The following is a 17,195-nucleotide window of genomic DNA, read 5'->3' as shown; positions in this document are numbered from 1 at the left end:
TCGCGGATAGCCGAACGGATCTTTGCCCTGAAGCATCCATCGGCGAGTGGTTGAGGCTGCTCGAAGCATCGCGAGACCAGGGACTACTGCCGCAGGTCGATGCCGCCGCGGGGCCCGCATCAGGGCCGGCGGTTACTTCACCTTTGGTGTCGCATGCTGGCCGCGCATACCGGGGCCGGCACCGGGCGGTGCCGGCGCGATCGATCAGTGATCGCGGCCGCTGGGTGCGCCTGGGTGTGGCAGCGGGGCTGACGGCGCTGCTGGTCCCGGTCGCGGGTCTGGTGGTCCCGCTGATCAGCAGTGATCCCATGGTGATGGCGCAGGCCGGGGCCACCCCCAAACCGGGCTCCGCGGGTGGGAATCACTCCAAACCCGGGGACAACAAGAAAAAGAAGAAGAGCGACAACAAGAAGAAGTCGAACAACAACAGCAACCGTGGGGGATCTGCTGCCCGCGGATCTGGCAGCGATTCCGGTGCGCAGCGAGCGGGGTCGAGTTTCACTGAGCAGACCAACGCCAACAACCGCTGGAGCGCTGATGGCCCGAATCGCAGTGTGAACAACCGGATTTCCAGCCAAGCGCAGCCGTCACAACCGGCGCAGGCACCCAGCCAGGTGCAGGAAGCGCCACCGACCCAGGGGCAGCAGCAGGCCACCGAGTCGACCTCACCGCTGCAGACCACCACCACGCCGGACACGGCACCGTCGACACAGGTCGCGCCGCCGCCTTCTCAGGAGCAGACCCCGACCGTCGTGCTGCCACCACAAGGCGAGTACGCCGCAGGGCAGCAGACCACCACCACGGTCACACCGTCGGCGCCGAATGACCCGACCGGACCCGTCACCGCGCTGGTCGTCGGGTTGGCCGCCACCGGGGCCGGTGCAGCATCCTCACGACGCAACGGTGCCCGCACGCCCTCGATTCAGTCGACGACTGACCCCAACCAAGGGGTGCGCGGCGGATTCAGCGTCACCCATATCGGTCAAACCGATGGCGACCAAACACTGGTCACCCTCACTGACCCGTCCTCGCCCACCCGGTACAGCTTCGACGCCTCTCAGGTCGTCCCTGACGGCGGTAGCCTGAGGGTCAACCCCGACCAAACCGTCTCAATCCTGGACCCATCGGGTACCGCCACCGGTGACGGCTTCTCGGCCCCGTGGGCACGGGATGCCACCGGCGCCGCACAACCCACCCAATTCACCGCCCAAGGCACCACCCTCACCCAAACCATCACCCCACGACCGGATGCGGTCTACCCCATCACCGCCGACCCCGACGGAGACACGGTCACCCCGGAGGTTCTTGGCCAGGCCCTGACCAACCCGGCGTCTGCTCCCGGGTCGAGCGGGTCGGCTATCAGCGTGGAGAGCCTGCTCGAAGGACCGCAGGCTCCTGCGCAGCCGGCACCGGTCCCCACGGCCCAAAGCATCCAGGACGCCATCAAAGACCTGCCGCAGGGAAAGCGGGCCAACGTGCGTGTGGTGCGCGACCCCGAACAGGTTAAGCAGTTACAGGACTGGATCAGCAAGAACGGGACGGAGTTTCAGAGCGACCCGCCCTACCGCGATGGCCGAGGCACCGAGTACCGACTGTCCGACGGCACCGAGGTTCGGTTCGGGCCGAGCGGTAAGTACGGGCCAACTGTTGACTTGGCCCTCCCAGACGGTAGTTCGATCAAGGTGCATGTGGACGCTGTCAAGGGTGGTGACATCAAGTTCCTGAGCCCGCCGACGCCGCCGCCCGCGGAGGCGGCCGAAACTGCTACGCAGGCTGTGGAGGCTGCAGAAGCAGGTTCAGCCACAGCGGCTACGCCGAATGCAACAGTGGTTGAGCCTGCCGAGGCGGCTGTACCGAAAGCACCAGCAATGGAGGCCCCGGTGATGGAGGCGCCGCTGATGGAAGGTGGTGGCCCCGGCGCACTATTGGGTCCACAGCTGGTGCACCTACCCGGCAGCATCGACCACCCGTTCCCGATCCTGGGCGTCGACGACCTGTCGGAGAGCATCCTTGACTTTGAGGGCCACGGTTAGGGAGATGCATCAACGCACACCCCACCCCATTCATCCACAAACACCGCACCCTCGTGCGGACAGGAGGTTCTAGGGTCGTGAACATGGACACCGATACACCACCAGACTGCGCGGGCAACCTGCGGCAGGAGCTGCTATATGACGGGCTGTACGACTGGGTCAGCCTGGCCGATGCGAATTCGGACGCGGTGAAATTCTGCCCCGACGTCCCGAAGCCGCAGCGGCAGGAACTCCTGCTCGAAATCCTGCGCGAACTGGTGTCCGAAGGTTTGTTTCTCGTCGGAAGTCTGGACAACCCGGACGGCCGATTCGCAGCGTTCGACGAACCGCTCGATGAGGTCATGGCGCGAATCCGCCACGCCTACATCGACAACAACGACGACCGTAGCGGCTGGGTGTTCCGGTTCTGGTTCGAGCTCACCGATAAGGGCACCGCAGCAGCCACCGAGACCGAATATGGTCGCGAACTCGCCCGTGGCGTCGAAGAAGACGTCCGCCGCCTCGCCGCACAGCGAGAACAACAGTGACTCCCGATGGGACACCATCGCGTTCGATCTACACCATGGCGCACTGAAGGCTCGCAGAAGCTGACGATGGAGCGAGGACGTAGTGAGAGTTTCAGTGGAAAGACACGGAGTGGCTCACCTACGTTGCGCACGGCGGCCCGTGACGACGAATGAACCACATTCGATTGAGACCGCAGTCCTCTCATGCGAGGGGCGTGAACATGAACACTGATACTTCGCCAGAGTCCGCGGGCGGACTGCGCGAGGAACTGCTCTATGACGGACTGTCCGACTGGGTCAGCCTGGCCGACGCGGATTCGAAGGCGGCGAAGTACTGCCCCGACGTCCCCCAGGAGCAACGGCAAGAGCTGGTCCTTGACACCCTGTACACCCTGGTCGCCGAAGACTTGTTTCTCCTTGGGCATCGGGATACTCCAGATGATCGGTTCGCCGCATTCGCCGAACCTCTCGACGAGTCCATGGCCAAGATTCGTCATATTTGCGTCGACTACTACGACACCCCTATCGAGTGGGCGTTCTGGATTTGGCTCCAGCTCACCGACAAGGGCACCGCAGCAGTCACCAAGACTGAGCGCGGTCGCGAAATCGCCCGTGGGGTCGAAGAGGACGTGCGCCGCCTCGCTGCGCAGCGAGAACAACAGTGACTCCGTGATTGGGCACCGACGGGTCGATCGACACTGTGTAGATCATCGAACGGTGCACGCAATGACGCGGATCTCGTCAATCTGGCGGTCGTGGGATGAAGCGACTCGCCGCTCGGCGCTCTGGGCGATGGCGAGCGGCTTCTGGTTGGTGGTTCTCGGGCTCAGCGTCTTGACTCATTCATGGTTGGGTGGGGTCGCGGCGGGGGGTTTGGTCGTCATAACCGGCTACCGGTCCTACGTGGCAAAGCGGTGCAGCCGTCTCGGCGATCGCACAAACTGGTCGGGCTAGATGGCGCTGCAGACGGTCTTTGCTGGTCTCGCCCTCGTGGTGGGACTTGTAGTGTGTGGGCTCGCCTTCGTGAGGCGTCGCTCCGGCCGGAAACTCGGTGTCAATTGGAAAGTTTCTCTCGCCTGTTCGAGTATCGGTGCTGCCTTTATGGCGGTGGGCGCTGTTGTCGGCGTGATTGCAGGCGCAGTGCTGTTGCCGATCTCAAATGTGGTGTGGCCCGCGGTCTTCGCCGGCGGAGTCCACGACGCTCCCCATACCCGAGAATTCCTATCCGAGGTTGCTCGGGAATTTCGTAAAGTCTTGCGGTTGTACTGCATGGGCGAAATGACAGCGACAGCCCGGGGCCCTGTTTCCTTGGTGCCCCGCCGGAACATATTCGTAGATATTGGAATTTGGGTGTAATCAAGTCGGATCGTGGCTTCACCGCCCCCGACGACTACCGGCAGATAGTTGACACCTATGGCCGCGCGGCAAGTTCGGCAACTTTCTACAAGCATTCACCGGTGTGATTCGACCCCAATGGCATTTAGGAAAGGACACCGCTGTGTTGTCTGTGGAGGAGTTCGTTCGAGTCGGCTCGGCTTGTCTGCGGGGGCCGATCACCGTGGTAGCCAGCGAATCTGAGCTGACCGACGCCGAAACAATGTCTGTACCTGAATGGTGGCTGCGGCTGATTCACATGGAGCCCGCTGCAGCGGTGGAGGCGACGACGATGCAGTGGAGGCAAGTTTCAGTCGCGATACTGCCGCGCTTCCTTGAAATTCTTGGTGAGCACGGTACCGGCGTGCGCCTTGTTCGCACTGAATCCGAAGCCTATGTGGGGTTAGGTCTTGCCTACGGGGGCGATGTGCCAGGTAGGGGCCCTGACTTCGTCTTCGGATATCCCCCAGCGGTATCGCTCGGGAGCCCCGCGGCCAGCCTTTCCTCTGCCACAGTGCAGTTCTTTTCAGCGCTCCACGATGGGTTTCAGTACAGCCTGAGTGGCGCCCGACCGGGTATCAAGCGATCTGGCGAGCTTATCGACTGGCGATCTTGGCTCGGCGAAGAAGCCGAAGACCTTGAGTTCATTTCGACGCCGCCGCAACCGCTCCCAGCTTCGGAGAAGCTGTACGTCCTCTATGACGAGAACAACGGCGCCTACGTCGTGGAAGATGCCGATCCGAAAGACAAGGCGGTGTGGACCACCCAGACCGGGGTGTTCTGCGACGTGTCGGACCAGTACCCGACCACATGGGACGTCATCGACAGTTGGATACATCTACGAATGTCACCATCAGAGACTCAACGTTGAGCCAGCAATACCTCGTGCTTCATAGTTGACTGAGTCCTGCAACAGACTGACTCAGCAGCCGCCTTGCGGGGCCACGCTGCAAGAAAGCAACGAGCCAGTTTTGGCCGGTTCGAGCGGCACCGAGTTGTCACTACTCCGGCGGGGCGACAAGGGATGAGCGGATACCTGATGAGATCATCGCTGCAGCTCAGCGTCGCACAGGGGGGCATGACACGCTGGGAAACCGTGGTTCACGGACTGTTAATCCCTCGCCGTGCGCGCAGGGCTCCATTCCGTGCCCGACGGAATTTCTAGCCACCTTCGGGACCGCCCGCGGTCCAGGAGCTGCGAAACGGAGTATCAAACGTTGGGTGCGGGCGGCGGGGGCATGCCCTTCCCGTGGCCGCCAATGTGGTGAACGTGTCGGCGGCTGCCGTCAAGACCCTAGGCCGCTGGGCGGTCGGCTCACGCCGAGCCTTGACGGCACCCACCACCACGCACAAATCGGCCCATCGCAACGAAGGGCCCGTTGCGAGCACCACCAAAAGGCGATGGGGTAAGCAGGCGTGCTTTCTCCACCATCGCCGTGCGTCAACGTCCCAGAACAGCGGTGATGGCGTAGTGTCCGATCGCGCGCTCGGGTGCGGGATAGCGTTGGAGACCGCCAATGTGATTGCATGGCATTGTCTTTGGCAATCCAAGGGTCATCCCTGAGGCAAGTCGCTTCGCTAAATCCCTTCGCAATGCCGGCTCTATCCGATATGCTTGAGGAATGTACGCGCAGCACCGTCGCCGACCGCTTCGGCGATCACGCTCCTTCCGACTTAGCTAGTCCAGGTGTTCGCCCAGTTCTGCTGGGCGACGGTTGCTAGAGCCACTACGGCTCGGCTTTCCCCTTGCGGCCTTTGGTCAGTGCGAGTCCCTCGCGTCTTGGCTGATCTCGGGTCGAGGTCGTCGGCACAATTCCTGGACGTTCTCTTACGGTCTCAATGTCCCTGTACTGCAGGGTTTTTAGTGCTACGCGCTTGTGGCGGAATCTGGTATACGCGCTGGTTTCAGGTACCAGTGTCTTCGGGCATGAGGGTTCGAGTCCCTCCAAGCGCACGCTCCTCTAGCCCAACTTGGCAGAGGCAACGGCCTGAGGGGCCGTCCAGTATGGGTTCGAATCCCATGAGGAGCACGCAACCACACATGGGGAGAACGCCATCGTGCTCGCTGGTGGGCGAGACAGTGTTGATGTCGACGCGGCGTGGCGCAGTGGATGTTCATCGTGTGCGCGGGTCGGTCGGTACGGGTGAGGCAGATCAAGGACCATGGCAGAGATGGGATGCCGACGGTGGAAGAACAGTTGGTGTTTGACGAACACCAGCTGATCCATATCCATAACGGCGGCGTCCACGTTGGCGGACGTCGCGACGATGTTCACCCCGACCGGGGCGGCGAAGAAGATCGCCGAAGAAACGGCCGAAGTTGTCGCTGAACAAGCCCTCAAACACACCGACGACATCATCGATGCGACCAAAGTCGTACCCAACCCGGCACAGGTCCGCGAGGAGATCACCGCAGCCGCAGCGGCCGGGAAGCCACCGCTGCCCGGGGTCGGGACTGCGAAAGCACCCAACGCACCACCTTCTGCAGACGTTGTTCCTGGCGGGGAGCTTGCTCACCCGCTGCCTCCGGCTGCTTCCGACCGGCGTCTGACCACCAATATCACCAGCCGCGCGCCCCTTCGCAAGGACACCAAAGCAGATATCCATGCCGCTGCGGAACGTGATCCCGACTCCGGCCTGCCGCTAGACCCAAACACTGGTGAACCGATACATGGCACTCCCGACATCGGGCATAAGCCCGGTTTCGAGGAGAACACCACCAACGACATGATCACCCGGTACGGGCTGTCACGTCGAGAGAAAATCGAATGGTCGAACGAAGCCAGCCACTACCAGCTGGAGGCTCCTGGTTCCAACCGCTCTCACCAGTATGAGAGCCCGCGCAGCGCCAGCCACATGTATGAGGATGATTACAAGGACTGGCTGCAGAAGAACATGCAGACCAATCCGAAACTGGCTCAGGATCCGACGGCCCAGCGGCGCCTGGCTAACATCCAATCCCAAGCCCGACCAACAGGCGCAGCTCAGCAACGCCAGATCCAGGAGGCCAGCGTCAGGCAGAGCACCGACGGCCAGCGTGACGTCGCCCGTCAGTCGGCTCAGGAAGCCAACCGAGGCAGTAACCGATCCTCGTCGCAAGGCCAGGATCACGACAATGGCAGCTCGCACAAAAAGTCCAACAGCAAGAAGAAGAAAAAGAAGAGCAGCCAACACCATCCCAAACCGAAGGGCTAGACCGAAGGAGTCCTCACATGGCTCGCACCCCGCTGCACCAAGCGGCTGTCCGGGGAACCCAGGACAGTGTTCGTGACACGATCGACGAAGGTTTCGACGTCAACGAACCCGATGCCGACGGCCTCACCCCCCTGCACATGGCCGCCATCAACAAGAACTATGACGCAGCAAAGGCACTTCTGGAAGCCGGCGCCCAGGTCGATCTCCAGGACAAATGGGGAAACACATCCCTATGGCGTGCTGTCTTTGGCAAGGACGGCACTTTACCCCTCGTTGAGCTACTCATCCATTACGGTGCAGACCCCACTATCGAGAATGAAAGCGGAAACAGCCCGCTGAAACTAGCGCAACGACTCCAGAAATCGGACTACTTGGATGCCTTCGCCAAAAGGGGTCCCGAGGCCGACAGCTAGCATTGCGTTTCTACTTACTTCCGAACCGTTGCCGGTATCCTCGCGAGGGCCGTTAACCAATCTGGTTGTGGTGGCCCCTGATGAGACCGGTGTTGTGAAGATGCTGGCGGTGGTTCACCCTTGCGGCCCCGGCCGTTGGCAAACGCCTATCTCGTTTCCGGACCGGGAGTCCTTTCTCTAGACCGTGAGCGTCGCGGCGGGGTCGCAAGGGTTCTTGTCGGTGGGATTAGCCGCGTGGTTCGTGCCCACCGCACGGATACAACGCCTCAATGTTCTCGAGCCGAGAGCTCTGTAATAGACGGGCGCCGTGCGGGTTCGCTGGTTTGGGAGGTTGAGATGATGCTTAGCGTGGGGGAGCAGCGCGGGCGATGGATTGAGGCGACAAAACACGTGGCCGCTGGGAGCTGGGACAATATTCGTTGTCCCGCAAATGATGACGAATTCCTTGAAATCCAAGTGAGTGAGTGGCGTTCCGATCCGGAAGCGCCGACCATGTATGAGTACCGACTGCGCTGCCCCCGCTGTGGCGCTGAGAACTTCATGTATGGGCCTCAAAAGTACAGCCCGAAGGGCTGACAACGCCGCTGGCAATGTACGAATAGTTGGTGCAGGTCATCAGTGTTGACGGGTTATCGATGTGGTGCACTTCGTCCAAATCGACGCATCTATCGGGCCTATTTCGACATTCCGGTATCTCACAAGTTCGTCAGTTCGGGTCTCCTTCACGGCCGTAGCAGACAAGAGATGCAGATCTCGGCAGTTTGAGAACATTTTCAACATCAGTTGACGGCGGCTATGTAGTCGATCAATATCTCCCTAATTATGCTTGTCCATGAATATCGACGAGCAACACCTGTGGAAAGGAGTCTCGTTGCGATCGGGAAATTTGGCCGATCGTCAACGACGCGCTCAAGTCAACGAGAAGGTCGAGCCATCTCGGCTCAGACCACAATTATACGATCGCCGTTTTTTATAGTAAAACACTCATAATTTTTGTCCGAATCGTGCAGTATTAGCGTGTATTCACCATCGAATACCAGAAACAAGGCGCGTTGAGTCGACTTAATATCGGTGATCCTCTTGCCGAGAAAGTCCACAAGATCACTGGCAAGCGAGCGCGGGTCTTCTGCTGATCTACGTCCACGAATGTGGGTGACGATCTCGATGTCGGCCATGACGACGATGGAGATCGTAGGATCATCGAAACGAAGAATCAGCTCATTCTCGCCAAAACACATCTGCTGCAGCAGCTTCCGTTCGAGAAAGTCGAAGTTCTCTTCGGGCGAAATACCGTACACCGACGTCCCCTCACGCGTCTGAATATCAGGCTATGCGACTTCATGTTACCCAATTTTATTGACATTCGCTTTCGCTCGCCTGAAGCCAGCGAGGCAATGTCATTCTCATTGGCAAAGCTTTTTTAGAACCTTCGCAACGCGAACGAATTGTTGTTGACGGACCTGGAACGCCGTGTGCTGACAAGGCCACGTGACGCTGAAATACGCAATCGAAGCCAGCCAGTTCAAAACTGCACTGAGTATTTCATTTCAAAACTGCACTGAGTATTTCATACCGTGGAGTGTGGAGACCGTCGTGTGCTCACGCCAGCCTCTCGGTCGGACACCTCATTGGCCGTGGGGTCAGCATCTCAATTCTTAGCGATAGATCTCTGCGTCGACGGCCTGCCTGACCGTGCTTATCGTCTCGCCGAGGCTATCGATGTCCGCAGAGCCGAGGGCGAGTCGAATCGCCTGCGGTACATGGCCGGAGATGGAAAAGGGTTCGGCTGTCGACACGGAGATGTTCTCGAGCAGCAGTGCTGCGGCGATCCGGTCTGCGCGGGCTGGCTCGGGCAGTGGGAGCCACACGTAGTACGACGAGGGGTGGGTAATGGGCGCCAGGTCACCAAATGCCTCGCGGGCGATGGCTTGTCGGGCTCGCGCGTCCGCACGTTTTTCTTTTTCGAGCCGGTCGACGGTGCCGTCGTGCAGCCAGCGGGTCATGATGGCTGTCGTCAATGCCGGTGTGTTCCACGTGGTGGCGCGGATGGCACGCTCGATCGCAGGGATCAATGATGTTGGGGCAGCGAGGAACCCGACACGTAGCCCGGTCGCGACGCTCTTGGACAGCCCCGATACATAGACGGTGCAGGCGGGGGCTAGTGCGGCCAGGGGAGGGGGTGGCAACTCGTCGAGGTAGGCGTAAGAGGCATCTTCGATGATGAGGAGTTGATGTTCCTGGGCAATGTCGACCAGGCGCCGTCTCGTATCGAGGTCCATGACCCAACTCAACGGGTTGTGCATCGTGGGCATCGCGTACACGGCGCGAACCCTGCGCGTGGTGCACAGGCGGGTGAGTGCGTCGAGGTCCGGACCGTTCGGGGTCACCGGGATGGGTGCCAGTTCGATGTGCAGACTTTCGGCGAGCACTTTGAAGCCCGGGTAGGTGAGGGCGTCGGCGGCAACCACGTCGCCGGGGCGCAGTGCCGCCAGCATCGTGGTGGTGAGTCCGTGCTGTGCCCCGTTGACGATCAGCACGTGCTCGGCGTCGACGGCGAGCGTCCGGCGTCGTAGGTGGTCGGCGAAGATGGCGCGTTCGTGTGGTCGGCCGCCGTGGGGCTGATACCGGAGCAGAGTTTCCAGGTCACCGGAGTTCGCGAGGTCGCGTAGCGCGTGCCGGAGTGTCTCGGCTTGGCCGGGCACCGAGGGGTAGTTGAAGTTGAGGTCGATGGTGTCGCTTCTGGTGACCTGTTGGTCGATGCCGTGGCCAGGGGGCAGTGTGACTTCCCGCACGAAGGTGCCACGTCCCTGTTCGGCGCTGACCAGTCCCATGGCTTCGAGTTCGGCGTAGACGCGCGATGCGGTCGCCAGCGCGATGCGCTCGCGGGTGGCGAGGTCGCGGTGGGTGGGCAGACGTGTCCCCGAGGTCAACCGGCCCGCGCGAATATCGGACGCCAGTACGTCCACGATCGTCTTGTAGCGGGGAGCCGGCACACCGCGATTGTATCTAGAACAATTTATTGAATGTCATGAATAGGTCTCCTACGCTTTCGGCGACGACAGGAGACACTCATGCACATCGCCATCCTCACCTTCGAAGGTTTCAACGAACTCGACTCGCTGATCGCCCTGGGCGTGCTCAATCGGGTGAAGAAAGCTGATTGGCGCGTCTCGATCGCATGCCCGACACCGCGTGTGCGTTCCATGAACGGCGTGGTGATCGAGTCGATGGCAAGTCTTCAGGAGGCTGGCTCCGCCGACGCCGTGATCGTGGGCAGTGGCATGCAGACACGCGAGGTGGTGGCCAATCCGGCCCTGATGGAACAACTTCGACTCGACCCGTCACGGCAGTTGCTCGCCGGCCAGTGCTCAGGGACGTTGATCCTGGCCAAACTCGGCTTGCTGCAGGGTGTTCCGGCCTGTACAGATCTGACGACGAAGCCGTGGGTGATCGAGGCCGGCGTCGAGGTTCTCAATCAACCCCTTTACGCCAGGGGTAACGTGGCGACCGCAGGCGGTTGTCTTGCGTCGCCCTATCTGGCCGCGTGGATCATCGCTCGCCTCGAAGGCGTTCACGCAGCCGAAAGCGCGCTGCATTACGTTGCGCCCGTGGGTGAGAAGGAAGAGTACGTCACTCGGGCCATGGGCAACATCTCCCCGTACCTGGAACAGGCGGTCGCTGCCGTCTAGCCAAGGCAGTGGGCAGGGATTGGACGTGAGCGCGCCCAGGTCACACCGGTGCGGCGCTGACTTAACTCAGTTCTCCTGCCAGAAGCGGCGCGTCTGGTCAGCGATGGCGTCATTTGCGGTCCCGGTACCGTCCCATAGCCCTCGGTTGCGCGCGTTAGGGACTGACCACCACAACGCGGCGGCCTCGCGAACTTGGCGAATCTGCATACCTGAAGCGATCGTGGCGTAGTGCAGCCAGTAGTCGTCAGCGCGTGGGCACACCCGGGTGAATGCGTCGCCGCGATGTCTCAAGGTGAGAAGCACCGCGGGCGGATACGCCACACCGGAGGTGCCGGTCGCGAATACCGTGTCCGAAGCCTCGCTCGTTTGGCATATAGGCCATGTGCGATAGGGGCCTTCGCCGCGGATTCGTGCTCGAAACGCCGTCACCTGATTGGGGCGATGCGCGCTCAGAAGAACGTTCAGCCAGTTCGCCGGATACAGCACGTCGTCGTCGGCGGTGACCAAAGTGCGATCGGGTTCCGACGGAAGGATCTCGTTGACGTAGGGAAAATACTTCTTGTGCGGCCCATAGTCGAGGCACGGTCGGATTTCCAGCCCGCGCGCTTGTAGGCGTCGCAATGAGGGCGGCAGATCGCCCAGAGCCTCGGCATCATCGAGCCACAAAATGAGGCGACGGGGTCTGGTGCTTCCGGCACCTATGGTCTCGATGGTCTGCCATACCGTGGAGATGCGCTTTCCGTAACTGGTCAACGATACGTTCGCATCGGCATCCCCGAGGATGCTTGCCCGTGAGGTGCGGTTGGCGTGACGCAGCTGAAAATGTTGTGTGGCAAGCTCGATGAGAGCTGCGGCAAGCGCGACGGGGCCTCTGGGGTTGGTACCTGTGTTCCGGGTGGCCAACGTCAAGGTGGATTGTGTTCCGGCGGTGGGCTCTTCTGCTGACGTCGCTGATCCCAGGAGTCGTTGGTCAAGTCCTGGTTCACCGCTGTTCATCGTTCGGATGACCCGGCGACGGTCCCGGGCTGTGAAGTCTCGGCCACCAGAGACAGGGGTGAGTTCATGGGTCGAATGCTCGCACCCGATTCTTCGAACATTCCAAGAATCGGCGCCGGATGCTGTCTGGGTGATCGACCTCTGCTGCGACGCCGTCTACGGAATCCCGAAACCGCACAACCCTAACGAGATTCGAGACCGGTCGCTGCCTGAAGATCGAAGCGAACCAGGTCATACACATACGATCGATCACCCTTGTGGCTTACCCACAAGCCCTCGGGCGGACGATCACCCCACCCGGTATCGCCGAACGGGCGACTCAATATCGCAGCGGAGTCGCTGCACACCACCCAACCGAAGTCAGGGAGTCGTCGGTACCACATATCGCGGTCGACTCGCCTATTGGACGGAAAACCATGCGCCGCCCCGTCATGGATGAACTCATCGGTCAAACCGTCCAGACGCCGCACAAACCGCACGCCCTCCACTACGTGATTGTCGACGAGAGACGCCCACCGTCGTAACCGAATATCGGCCGCGAGGGGCCTTGCTGATGCCGTGGCTTCCTTGAATGACGCCAGCATCTTCTTCGCGAATCCGTCGGTTGCTGCATGGAGTGTCTGCTGGCCTGGTCGTCATTGGTGGCCACATGCGGGCCCTACCGGATGATCGGTCGACCTAGCGAAAGAGCCCTTCCGCCGAGCTCTTCCCACAGCGCAGCGAAATAGAAGTAGACGACCACGGCGACGAAGGCGAAAACGAGCCAGCCTGCGGCCCGGTTCGCGAGCACGCTTCCGGTTTGGTTGCCGATGATCAGCAATACCAAGGCGATGTCGACGATGGCGAGCACTGCAGGGTAAAGCCATGGCAGCCGCAGCGTGAGAACGGTGAGCAGGCCGATGACCAGGAGCCAACTGGCCAGCCACAGATTCGTGGTCTGGCGGGCATCGGAGGCGGCAATGCCGAACCAGTCGTGGGTGAGGCCGAGGGCGAGCACCGCGTAGCTGCCGTAGAAACCGAAGAAGGTGCCGTAGATGGTGGCGTTGACGTTCTGCCGCAAGGCCGCTGACCAGATGGTGGTGAGGAGCAGTCCGATTGCGGTGGCGGACACCAGGATCGGCACCGCGGCCGCCGATGTGCTCACCAGGCCGGTGTTGACTGCGCCGAGGCCGAGAGCGCCGGGGATGATGAGCGGCAGCCCGATCAACCCTGGGTTGCCTTCGGCGGGCGGGGCCGGCTGCACCGGAGTGGGTGCCGTGTGTGAAGCCGCGTTGCGTTCGGCGAGCGTCGTCACAGCGGTTCTTTCGTTCGTCGCGCTGAAGTCACGGTTCCGAACAGTAGGTGCCAGGTCGCGGGGCAACCATAGTTCTGATCGTCGTCAGGCGAAGTCGTATGCGGTGCTACTGAGCGGGGCGGCTTCCGGCCAGGCGCGAATCCAGGTCGATCACCCGGGCGGCGATATCGTCGCGGATCAACCGCATCCGCTCCATGCCCTCGATACCGCGCAACGACGGCTCGTCGGTCTCCCAGGTTTCGATCGGGGTGTGAGCGACCGGGTCGACGTGCGCCTGGGCGCCAAGGACCACGACCAGGTCCGCTCCGGCGACGAGGTCGTCGGTCAACTGGGTTGCGGTGTGGCCGCTGATATCGATACCCAATTCTGCGAGCGCCTCGACGGACTGCGCGTTGATGCCGGCCTTCGCTTTGGTGCCGGCGGAGGTGGCCGTGATCCGGTCGCCGGCGGCCTGACGCATGAGACCCTGGGCCATCACGGACTTTCCGTTGTTGCTGACGCAGACGAACAGCACCTTGGGGGTGTCGGTCATTGTGTGACGGTGACGTTGAGGTCGGCGAGCAGCCGCCGCACACGTTCCTCGATGTCGTCGCGGATCGGGCGCACCGCATCGAGTCCCTGTCCGGCCGGATCGGGCAATTGCCAGTTCTCGTAACGCTTTCCGGGGAAAACCGGGCAGGCGTCCCCGCAGCCCATCGTGATGACGACGTCAGCGGCTTGGACAATCTCGTCAGTCCACGGTTTGGGATATTCGCCGGTGATGTCGATTCCGATTTCGGCCATCGCCGCGATGGCCGCGGGGTTGATCTCGGTGCCGGGTTCGGAGCCGCCCGACCAGGCCACCGCACGGTCGCCGGCCAGGTGGGTGAAGTAGCCCAGTGCCATCTGGGAGCGTCCGGCGTTGTGGGTGCACAGGAACAGCACGGTGGGCTTTCCGTCGACGATCTTGCCTTCCACGCGCGCCAGGGCGTGCAACCGCTGTCGGGCGAACCGTTCGGCGAGCAGCGGAAGGAAGTTGGGAATGGTGGCCCGTCCGGCGAATTGGTCATACGAGGTGTGCAGGAACCGTTCGATGGTCGCCACCCCGAAGGTGTCCTCGAATTCGGTCCGCAGCCGTGTCGCTGCCGTTTTGAGGGCGAGCTTCTGGTCGATGGACAGATCTGCGCGCAGTGGATGGGTGACAGGTGTCTCGGTCATGAGGTGGGTTCCGTTCTCGTCGCCTCGTCGGTGGGAAGGTGCTGCGAAGTGTGGTGGCTGAACCGCTTTCGTAGGGCCAGAGAGACATAGACCAGCGCGACCAGGACCGGTACCTCGATCAGCGGCCCGACGACGCCGGCCAGCGCTTGGCCCGACGTGGCGCCGTAGGTGGCGATCGCCACGGCGATGGCGAGTTCGAAGTTGTTGCCGGCGGCCGTGAACGCCAGTGTGGTGGTGCGTTCATAGCCGAGGTCGAGCAGGGAGCCCAGCAGATACCCGCCGCCCCACATGATCGCGAAGTAGGCCAGCAGGGGCAGCGCGATGCGCACGACATCCAGTGGGCGGCTGGTGATCTGCTGGCCCTGCAGCGCGAACAGAATGACGACGGTGAACAGCAGGCCGTACAGCGCCCACGGTCCGATGCGCGGTAAGAACTGTGACTCATACCAGTCGCGGCCTTTGGCCTTCTCGCCGAGGCGTCGCGACAGATAGCCGGCGGCCAGGGGGATGCCCAGGAAGATGATCACCGATTTCGCGATCTGCCAGGGCGAGGTGGTGATGGTGGTCTGCGCCAAGCCGAGCCAGCCCGGCAGCACCGACAGGTAGAACCAGCCCAGCACCGCGAACATGACCACCTGGAAGATCGAGTTCAACGCGACCAGGACGGCGGCCGCTTCCCGGTCCCCACAGGCCAGGTCATTCCAGATGATCACCATCGCGATACAGCGAGCCAGGCCGACGATGATCAGTCCCGTGCGGTATTCGGGCAGATCCGGGAGCAGCAGCCAGGCCAGGGCGAACATCAGTGCGGGGCCGAGTACCCAGTTCAAGATCAGCGAGGACACCAGGAGCTTGCGGTCCCCGGTGACCGTGTCGAGGCGGTCGTAGCGGACCTTGGCCAGCACCGGATACATCATGATCAACAGACCCAGCGCGATCGGCAGCGAAATCCCGTCGATCTGAACCTTTTCCAGCGCGGTGTTCAGCCCCGGGATCCACCGGCCGAGCAGCAGGCCGGCGACCATCGCGGCGCCGATCCACACCGGCAGGAATCGGTCCAAGGTGGACAGCTTGCCCACGACTGCCGGTGCGGTGCTGGCGGTATCGGTCATGCGGTGGCTCCCATTCGGATATCGGCACCCAGTAGTACGGCGAGACTGGCCAGTGCTTCGGGGACGACGGCGTAGTAGACCCAGGACGCGCGGCGCTGCGAGGTGAGCAGGCCGGCGTCGCGCAGGACCTTGAGGTGATGGGACACGGTGGGCTGCGACACCTCGACCCCGTCGGAGATATCGCATACGCACGCTTCGCCGCCTTCGCGGCTGGCGATCGCGGAGAACAGTTGCAGCCGAACGGGGTCGGCGAGTGCCTTGAGCTTGACCGCCATATCGGCGGCTTCAGCTGCCGACAGTGGCTGCCGCAGTAGCGCCCCCGGTGCGCAACACGGGTCCGCGTCGGCCACCCATTGATTCGACATTCATCGATATTGACAGTTATCGATATCGATCGCAAGGCGCCGCCGGGTGAACAGTGAACGAATCAGCAGCAGGATGAAGCTGTGGCAGTCGGTGTGGCCGCGGCGTCGGACTGGTCGTCGACCTGACTTCCACAGCACCCACCCGCGGCGTCGGCGTTCTCATCGAGATGCTGCGGGCTGGAGCCGAAGGTGTCGGAGTCGGCGAGCACGGTATAGACCTCCCACTTCTCGCCGGCCGGCCCGGTCACCCACACCTTGTCCTGAGTGGCGAAGCAACAGGTGGTGCCGATCTCTTCGTCGGTGAACAAGCCCTCCCCGGTCAGGCGGGCGATCTCGTCGTGCACGGTCTCGCTGGAGGCGACCTCTACACCCAAGTGGTTGATGGTGCCGCCCTTGCCGGGGTTCTCCAGTAGCACCAGCTTCAGTGGGGGCTCGGCGACGGCGAAGTTCGCATAGCCGGGTTTCACCTTGGCCGGGGCGGTGTTGAACAGCTTGGTGTAGAACGTGATTGCTTCCTCAAGGTCGTCGACGTTGAGTGCCAGTTGTACACGGGACATGACTCACCCTCCTCGGGTTGTTGGACATATATCGAACTAGTGCGACACCGCCCAGCATGCCACCTTTTGGATATATGTCAATCTTTCTGGCAGACTCGTGCCATGCCCAAAGCGCTGCCCGTGATCGACACGTCCGCACCGGTGTGCTGCGCCCCGGTCGCCGCCGGCCCGATGAGCGACGACGATGCGCTCAACGTGGCCCTGCGGCTCAAGGCGCTTGCCGATCCTGCGCGCGTGAAGGTGATGTCCTACCTGTTCTCCTCCGCGGCGGGAGAAGAGAACAGTGGCGACTTGGCGGCCGCGCTCGCGCTCACCGAATCCACGGTGAGTCACCACCTCACTCAACTGCGCAATGCCGGCCTGGTGCTCTCTGAGCGCCGCGGCATGAAGGTGTTTCACCGCGCTCATCCGGAAGCGATGCAGGCATTGTGCGTCGTCTTGGATCCCCACTGCTGCAGGTGAGT

The 17,195-nt window shown here is 62.1% G+C and carries 17 protein-coding genes and 2 tRNA genes; 10 read left to right on the top strand and 9 right to left on the bottom strand.

The window, feature by feature from the left end; all coding sequences use genetic code 11:
- The first annotated feature begins 236 nt into the window (after positions 1-236).
- The 8 genes from QN239_RS24235 (at position 237) to QN239_RS24200 (ending at position 7,521) form a co-directional block, all read left to right on the top strand.
- Entirely contained in the window at positions 237-2,033 is a 1,797-nt protein-coding gene (locus tag QN239_RS24235; protein WP_499014317.1) for a hypothetical protein, read from the top strand.
- 83 nt (positions 2,034-2,116) lie between these two features.
- Positions 2,117-2,560 carry a hypothetical protein gene (locus QN239_RS24230; protein WP_499014315.1) on the top strand — a complete coding sequence of 148 codons (444 nt, stop codon included), beginning with the start codon at positions 2,117-2,119 and terminating at the stop codon, positions 2,558-2,560.
- Positions 2,561-2,760: 200 nt separating this feature from the next.
- A complete protein-coding gene (locus QN239_RS24225) occupies positions 2,761-3,204 on the top strand; it encodes a hypothetical protein (protein WP_499014313.1) in 444 nt (147 codons plus the stop codon).
- 833 nt (positions 3,205-4,037) lie between these two features.
- Complete coding sequence (locus QN239_RS24220; protein WP_499014311.1) at positions 4,038-4,784, top strand: hypothetical protein; 747 nt, start codon at positions 4,038-4,040, stop codon at positions 4,782-4,784.
- 1,000 nt (positions 4,785-5,784) lie between these two features.
- A tRNA-Leu gene (locus tag QN239_RS24215) sits at positions 5,785-5,867 on the top strand.
- Position 5,868: 1 nt separating this feature from the next.
- Positions 5,869-5,943 (top strand) — tRNA-Leu (locus tag QN239_RS24210).
- A 238-nt stretch (positions 5,944-6,181) separates the two neighbouring features.
- Positions 6,182-7,108, top strand: a complete 927-nt coding sequence (locus QN239_RS24205) for a GH-E family nuclease (RefSeq protein WP_499014309.1) — start codon at positions 6,182-6,184, stop codon at positions 7,106-7,108.
- 17 nt (positions 7,109-7,125) lie between these two features.
- Positions 7,126-7,521, top strand: coding sequence for an ankyrin repeat domain-containing protein (locus tag QN239_RS24200; protein ID WP_499014308.1), 396 nt, complete (start codon positions 7,126-7,128; stop codon positions 7,519-7,521).
- A gap of 941 nt (positions 7,522-8,462) precedes the next feature.
- Here QN239_RS24200 and QN239_RS24195 read toward each other — a convergent pair.
- Both QN239_RS24195 and QN239_RS24190 read right to left on the bottom strand, forming a co-directional pair.
- Complete coding sequence (locus QN239_RS24195; protein ID WP_499014307.1) at positions 8,463-8,819, bottom strand: hypothetical protein; 357 nt, start codon at positions 8,817-8,819, stop codon at positions 8,463-8,465.
- Between the two features lie 357 nt (positions 8,820-9,176).
- Positions 9,177-10,514, bottom strand: coding sequence for an aminotransferase-like domain-containing protein (locus QN239_RS24190; protein ID WP_499014305.1), 1,338 nt, complete (start codon positions 10,512-10,514; stop codon positions 9,177-9,179).
- Between the two features lie 78 nt (positions 10,515-10,592).
- Between QN239_RS24190 and QN239_RS24185 the strand changes: the two genes are divergently transcribed.
- Positions 10,593-11,210, top strand: coding sequence for a DJ-1/PfpI family protein (locus QN239_RS24185; protein ID WP_499014303.1), 618 nt, complete (start codon positions 10,593-10,595; stop codon positions 11,208-11,210).
- A 66-nt stretch (positions 11,211-11,276) separates the two neighbouring features.
- Here the strand turns inward: QN239_RS24185 and QN239_RS24180 are convergent, their stop codons facing one another.
- From QN239_RS24180 to QN239_RS24150, 7 genes are all read right to left on the bottom strand, one after another.
- The gene (locus QN239_RS24180) at positions 11,277-12,119 is read right to left on the bottom strand and encodes a hypothetical protein (RefSeq protein WP_499014302.1); all 843 of its coding nucleotides are present in this window, start codon (positions 12,117-12,119) and stop codon (positions 11,277-11,279) included.
- A gap of 745 nt (positions 12,120-12,864) precedes the next feature.
- The gene (locus QN239_RS24175) at positions 12,865-13,500 is read right to left on the bottom strand and encodes a GPR1/FUN34/YaaH family transporter (RefSeq protein WP_499014300.1); all 636 of its coding nucleotides are present in this window, start codon (positions 13,498-13,500) and stop codon (positions 12,865-12,867) included.
- A 106-nt stretch (positions 13,501-13,606) separates the two neighbouring features.
- Positions 13,607-14,032 (bottom strand): arsenate-mycothiol transferase ArsC, encoded by a 426-nt coding sequence (locus tag QN239_RS24170; protein WP_499014299.1) that lies wholly within the window; start codon positions 14,030-14,032, stop codon positions 13,607-13,609.
- A complete protein-coding gene (locus QN239_RS24165; protein ID WP_187098689.1) occupies positions 14,029-14,697 on the bottom strand; it encodes an arsenate reductase ArsC in 669 nt (222 codons plus the stop codon). Before QN239_RS24165 ends, QN239_RS24170 begins: the two co-directional genes overlap by 4 nt.
- On the bottom strand, positions 14,694-15,809 hold the full coding sequence (arsB, locus tag QN239_RS24160) for an ACR3 family arsenite efflux transporter (RefSeq protein ID WP_499014298.1): 1,116 nt from the start codon (positions 15,807-15,809) through the stop codon (positions 14,694-14,696). Before arsB ends, QN239_RS24165 begins: the two co-directional genes overlap by 4 nt.
- Positions 15,806-16,174 carry an ArsR/SmtB family transcription factor gene (locus tag QN239_RS24155; protein ID WP_499014296.1) on the bottom strand — a complete coding sequence of 123 codons (369 nt, stop codon included), beginning with the start codon at positions 16,172-16,174 and terminating at the stop codon, positions 15,806-15,808. Before QN239_RS24155 ends, arsB begins: the two co-directional genes overlap by 4 nt.
- A 62-nt stretch (positions 16,175-16,236) precedes the next feature.
- A complete protein-coding gene (locus QN239_RS24150) occupies positions 16,237-16,731 on the bottom strand; it encodes an ArsI/CadI family heavy metal resistance metalloenzyme (RefSeq protein WP_499014294.1) in 495 nt (164 codons plus the stop codon).
- Positions 16,732-16,833: 102 nt separating this feature from the next.
- Here QN239_RS24150 and QN239_RS24145 point away from each other — a divergent pair, with 102 nt between their 5' ends.
- Positions 16,834-17,193, top strand: coding sequence for an Rv2640c family ArsR-like transcriptional regulator (locus tag QN239_RS24145; protein ID WP_167157701.1), 360 nt, complete (start codon positions 16,834-16,836; stop codon positions 17,191-17,193).
- Positions 17,194-17,195: the final 2 nt, after the last annotated feature.

Origin of the sequence: Mycolicibacterium sp. Y3, from assembly GCF_051188035.1 — a bacterium.
Lineage (GTDB): Bacteria > Actinomycetota > Actinomycetes > Mycobacteriales > Mycobacteriaceae > Mycobacterium > Mycobacterium fluoranthenivorans.
The sequence above is the reverse complement of the archived record's forward strand: the minus strand, read 5'-3'. Positions and strand labels throughout refer to the sequence as shown.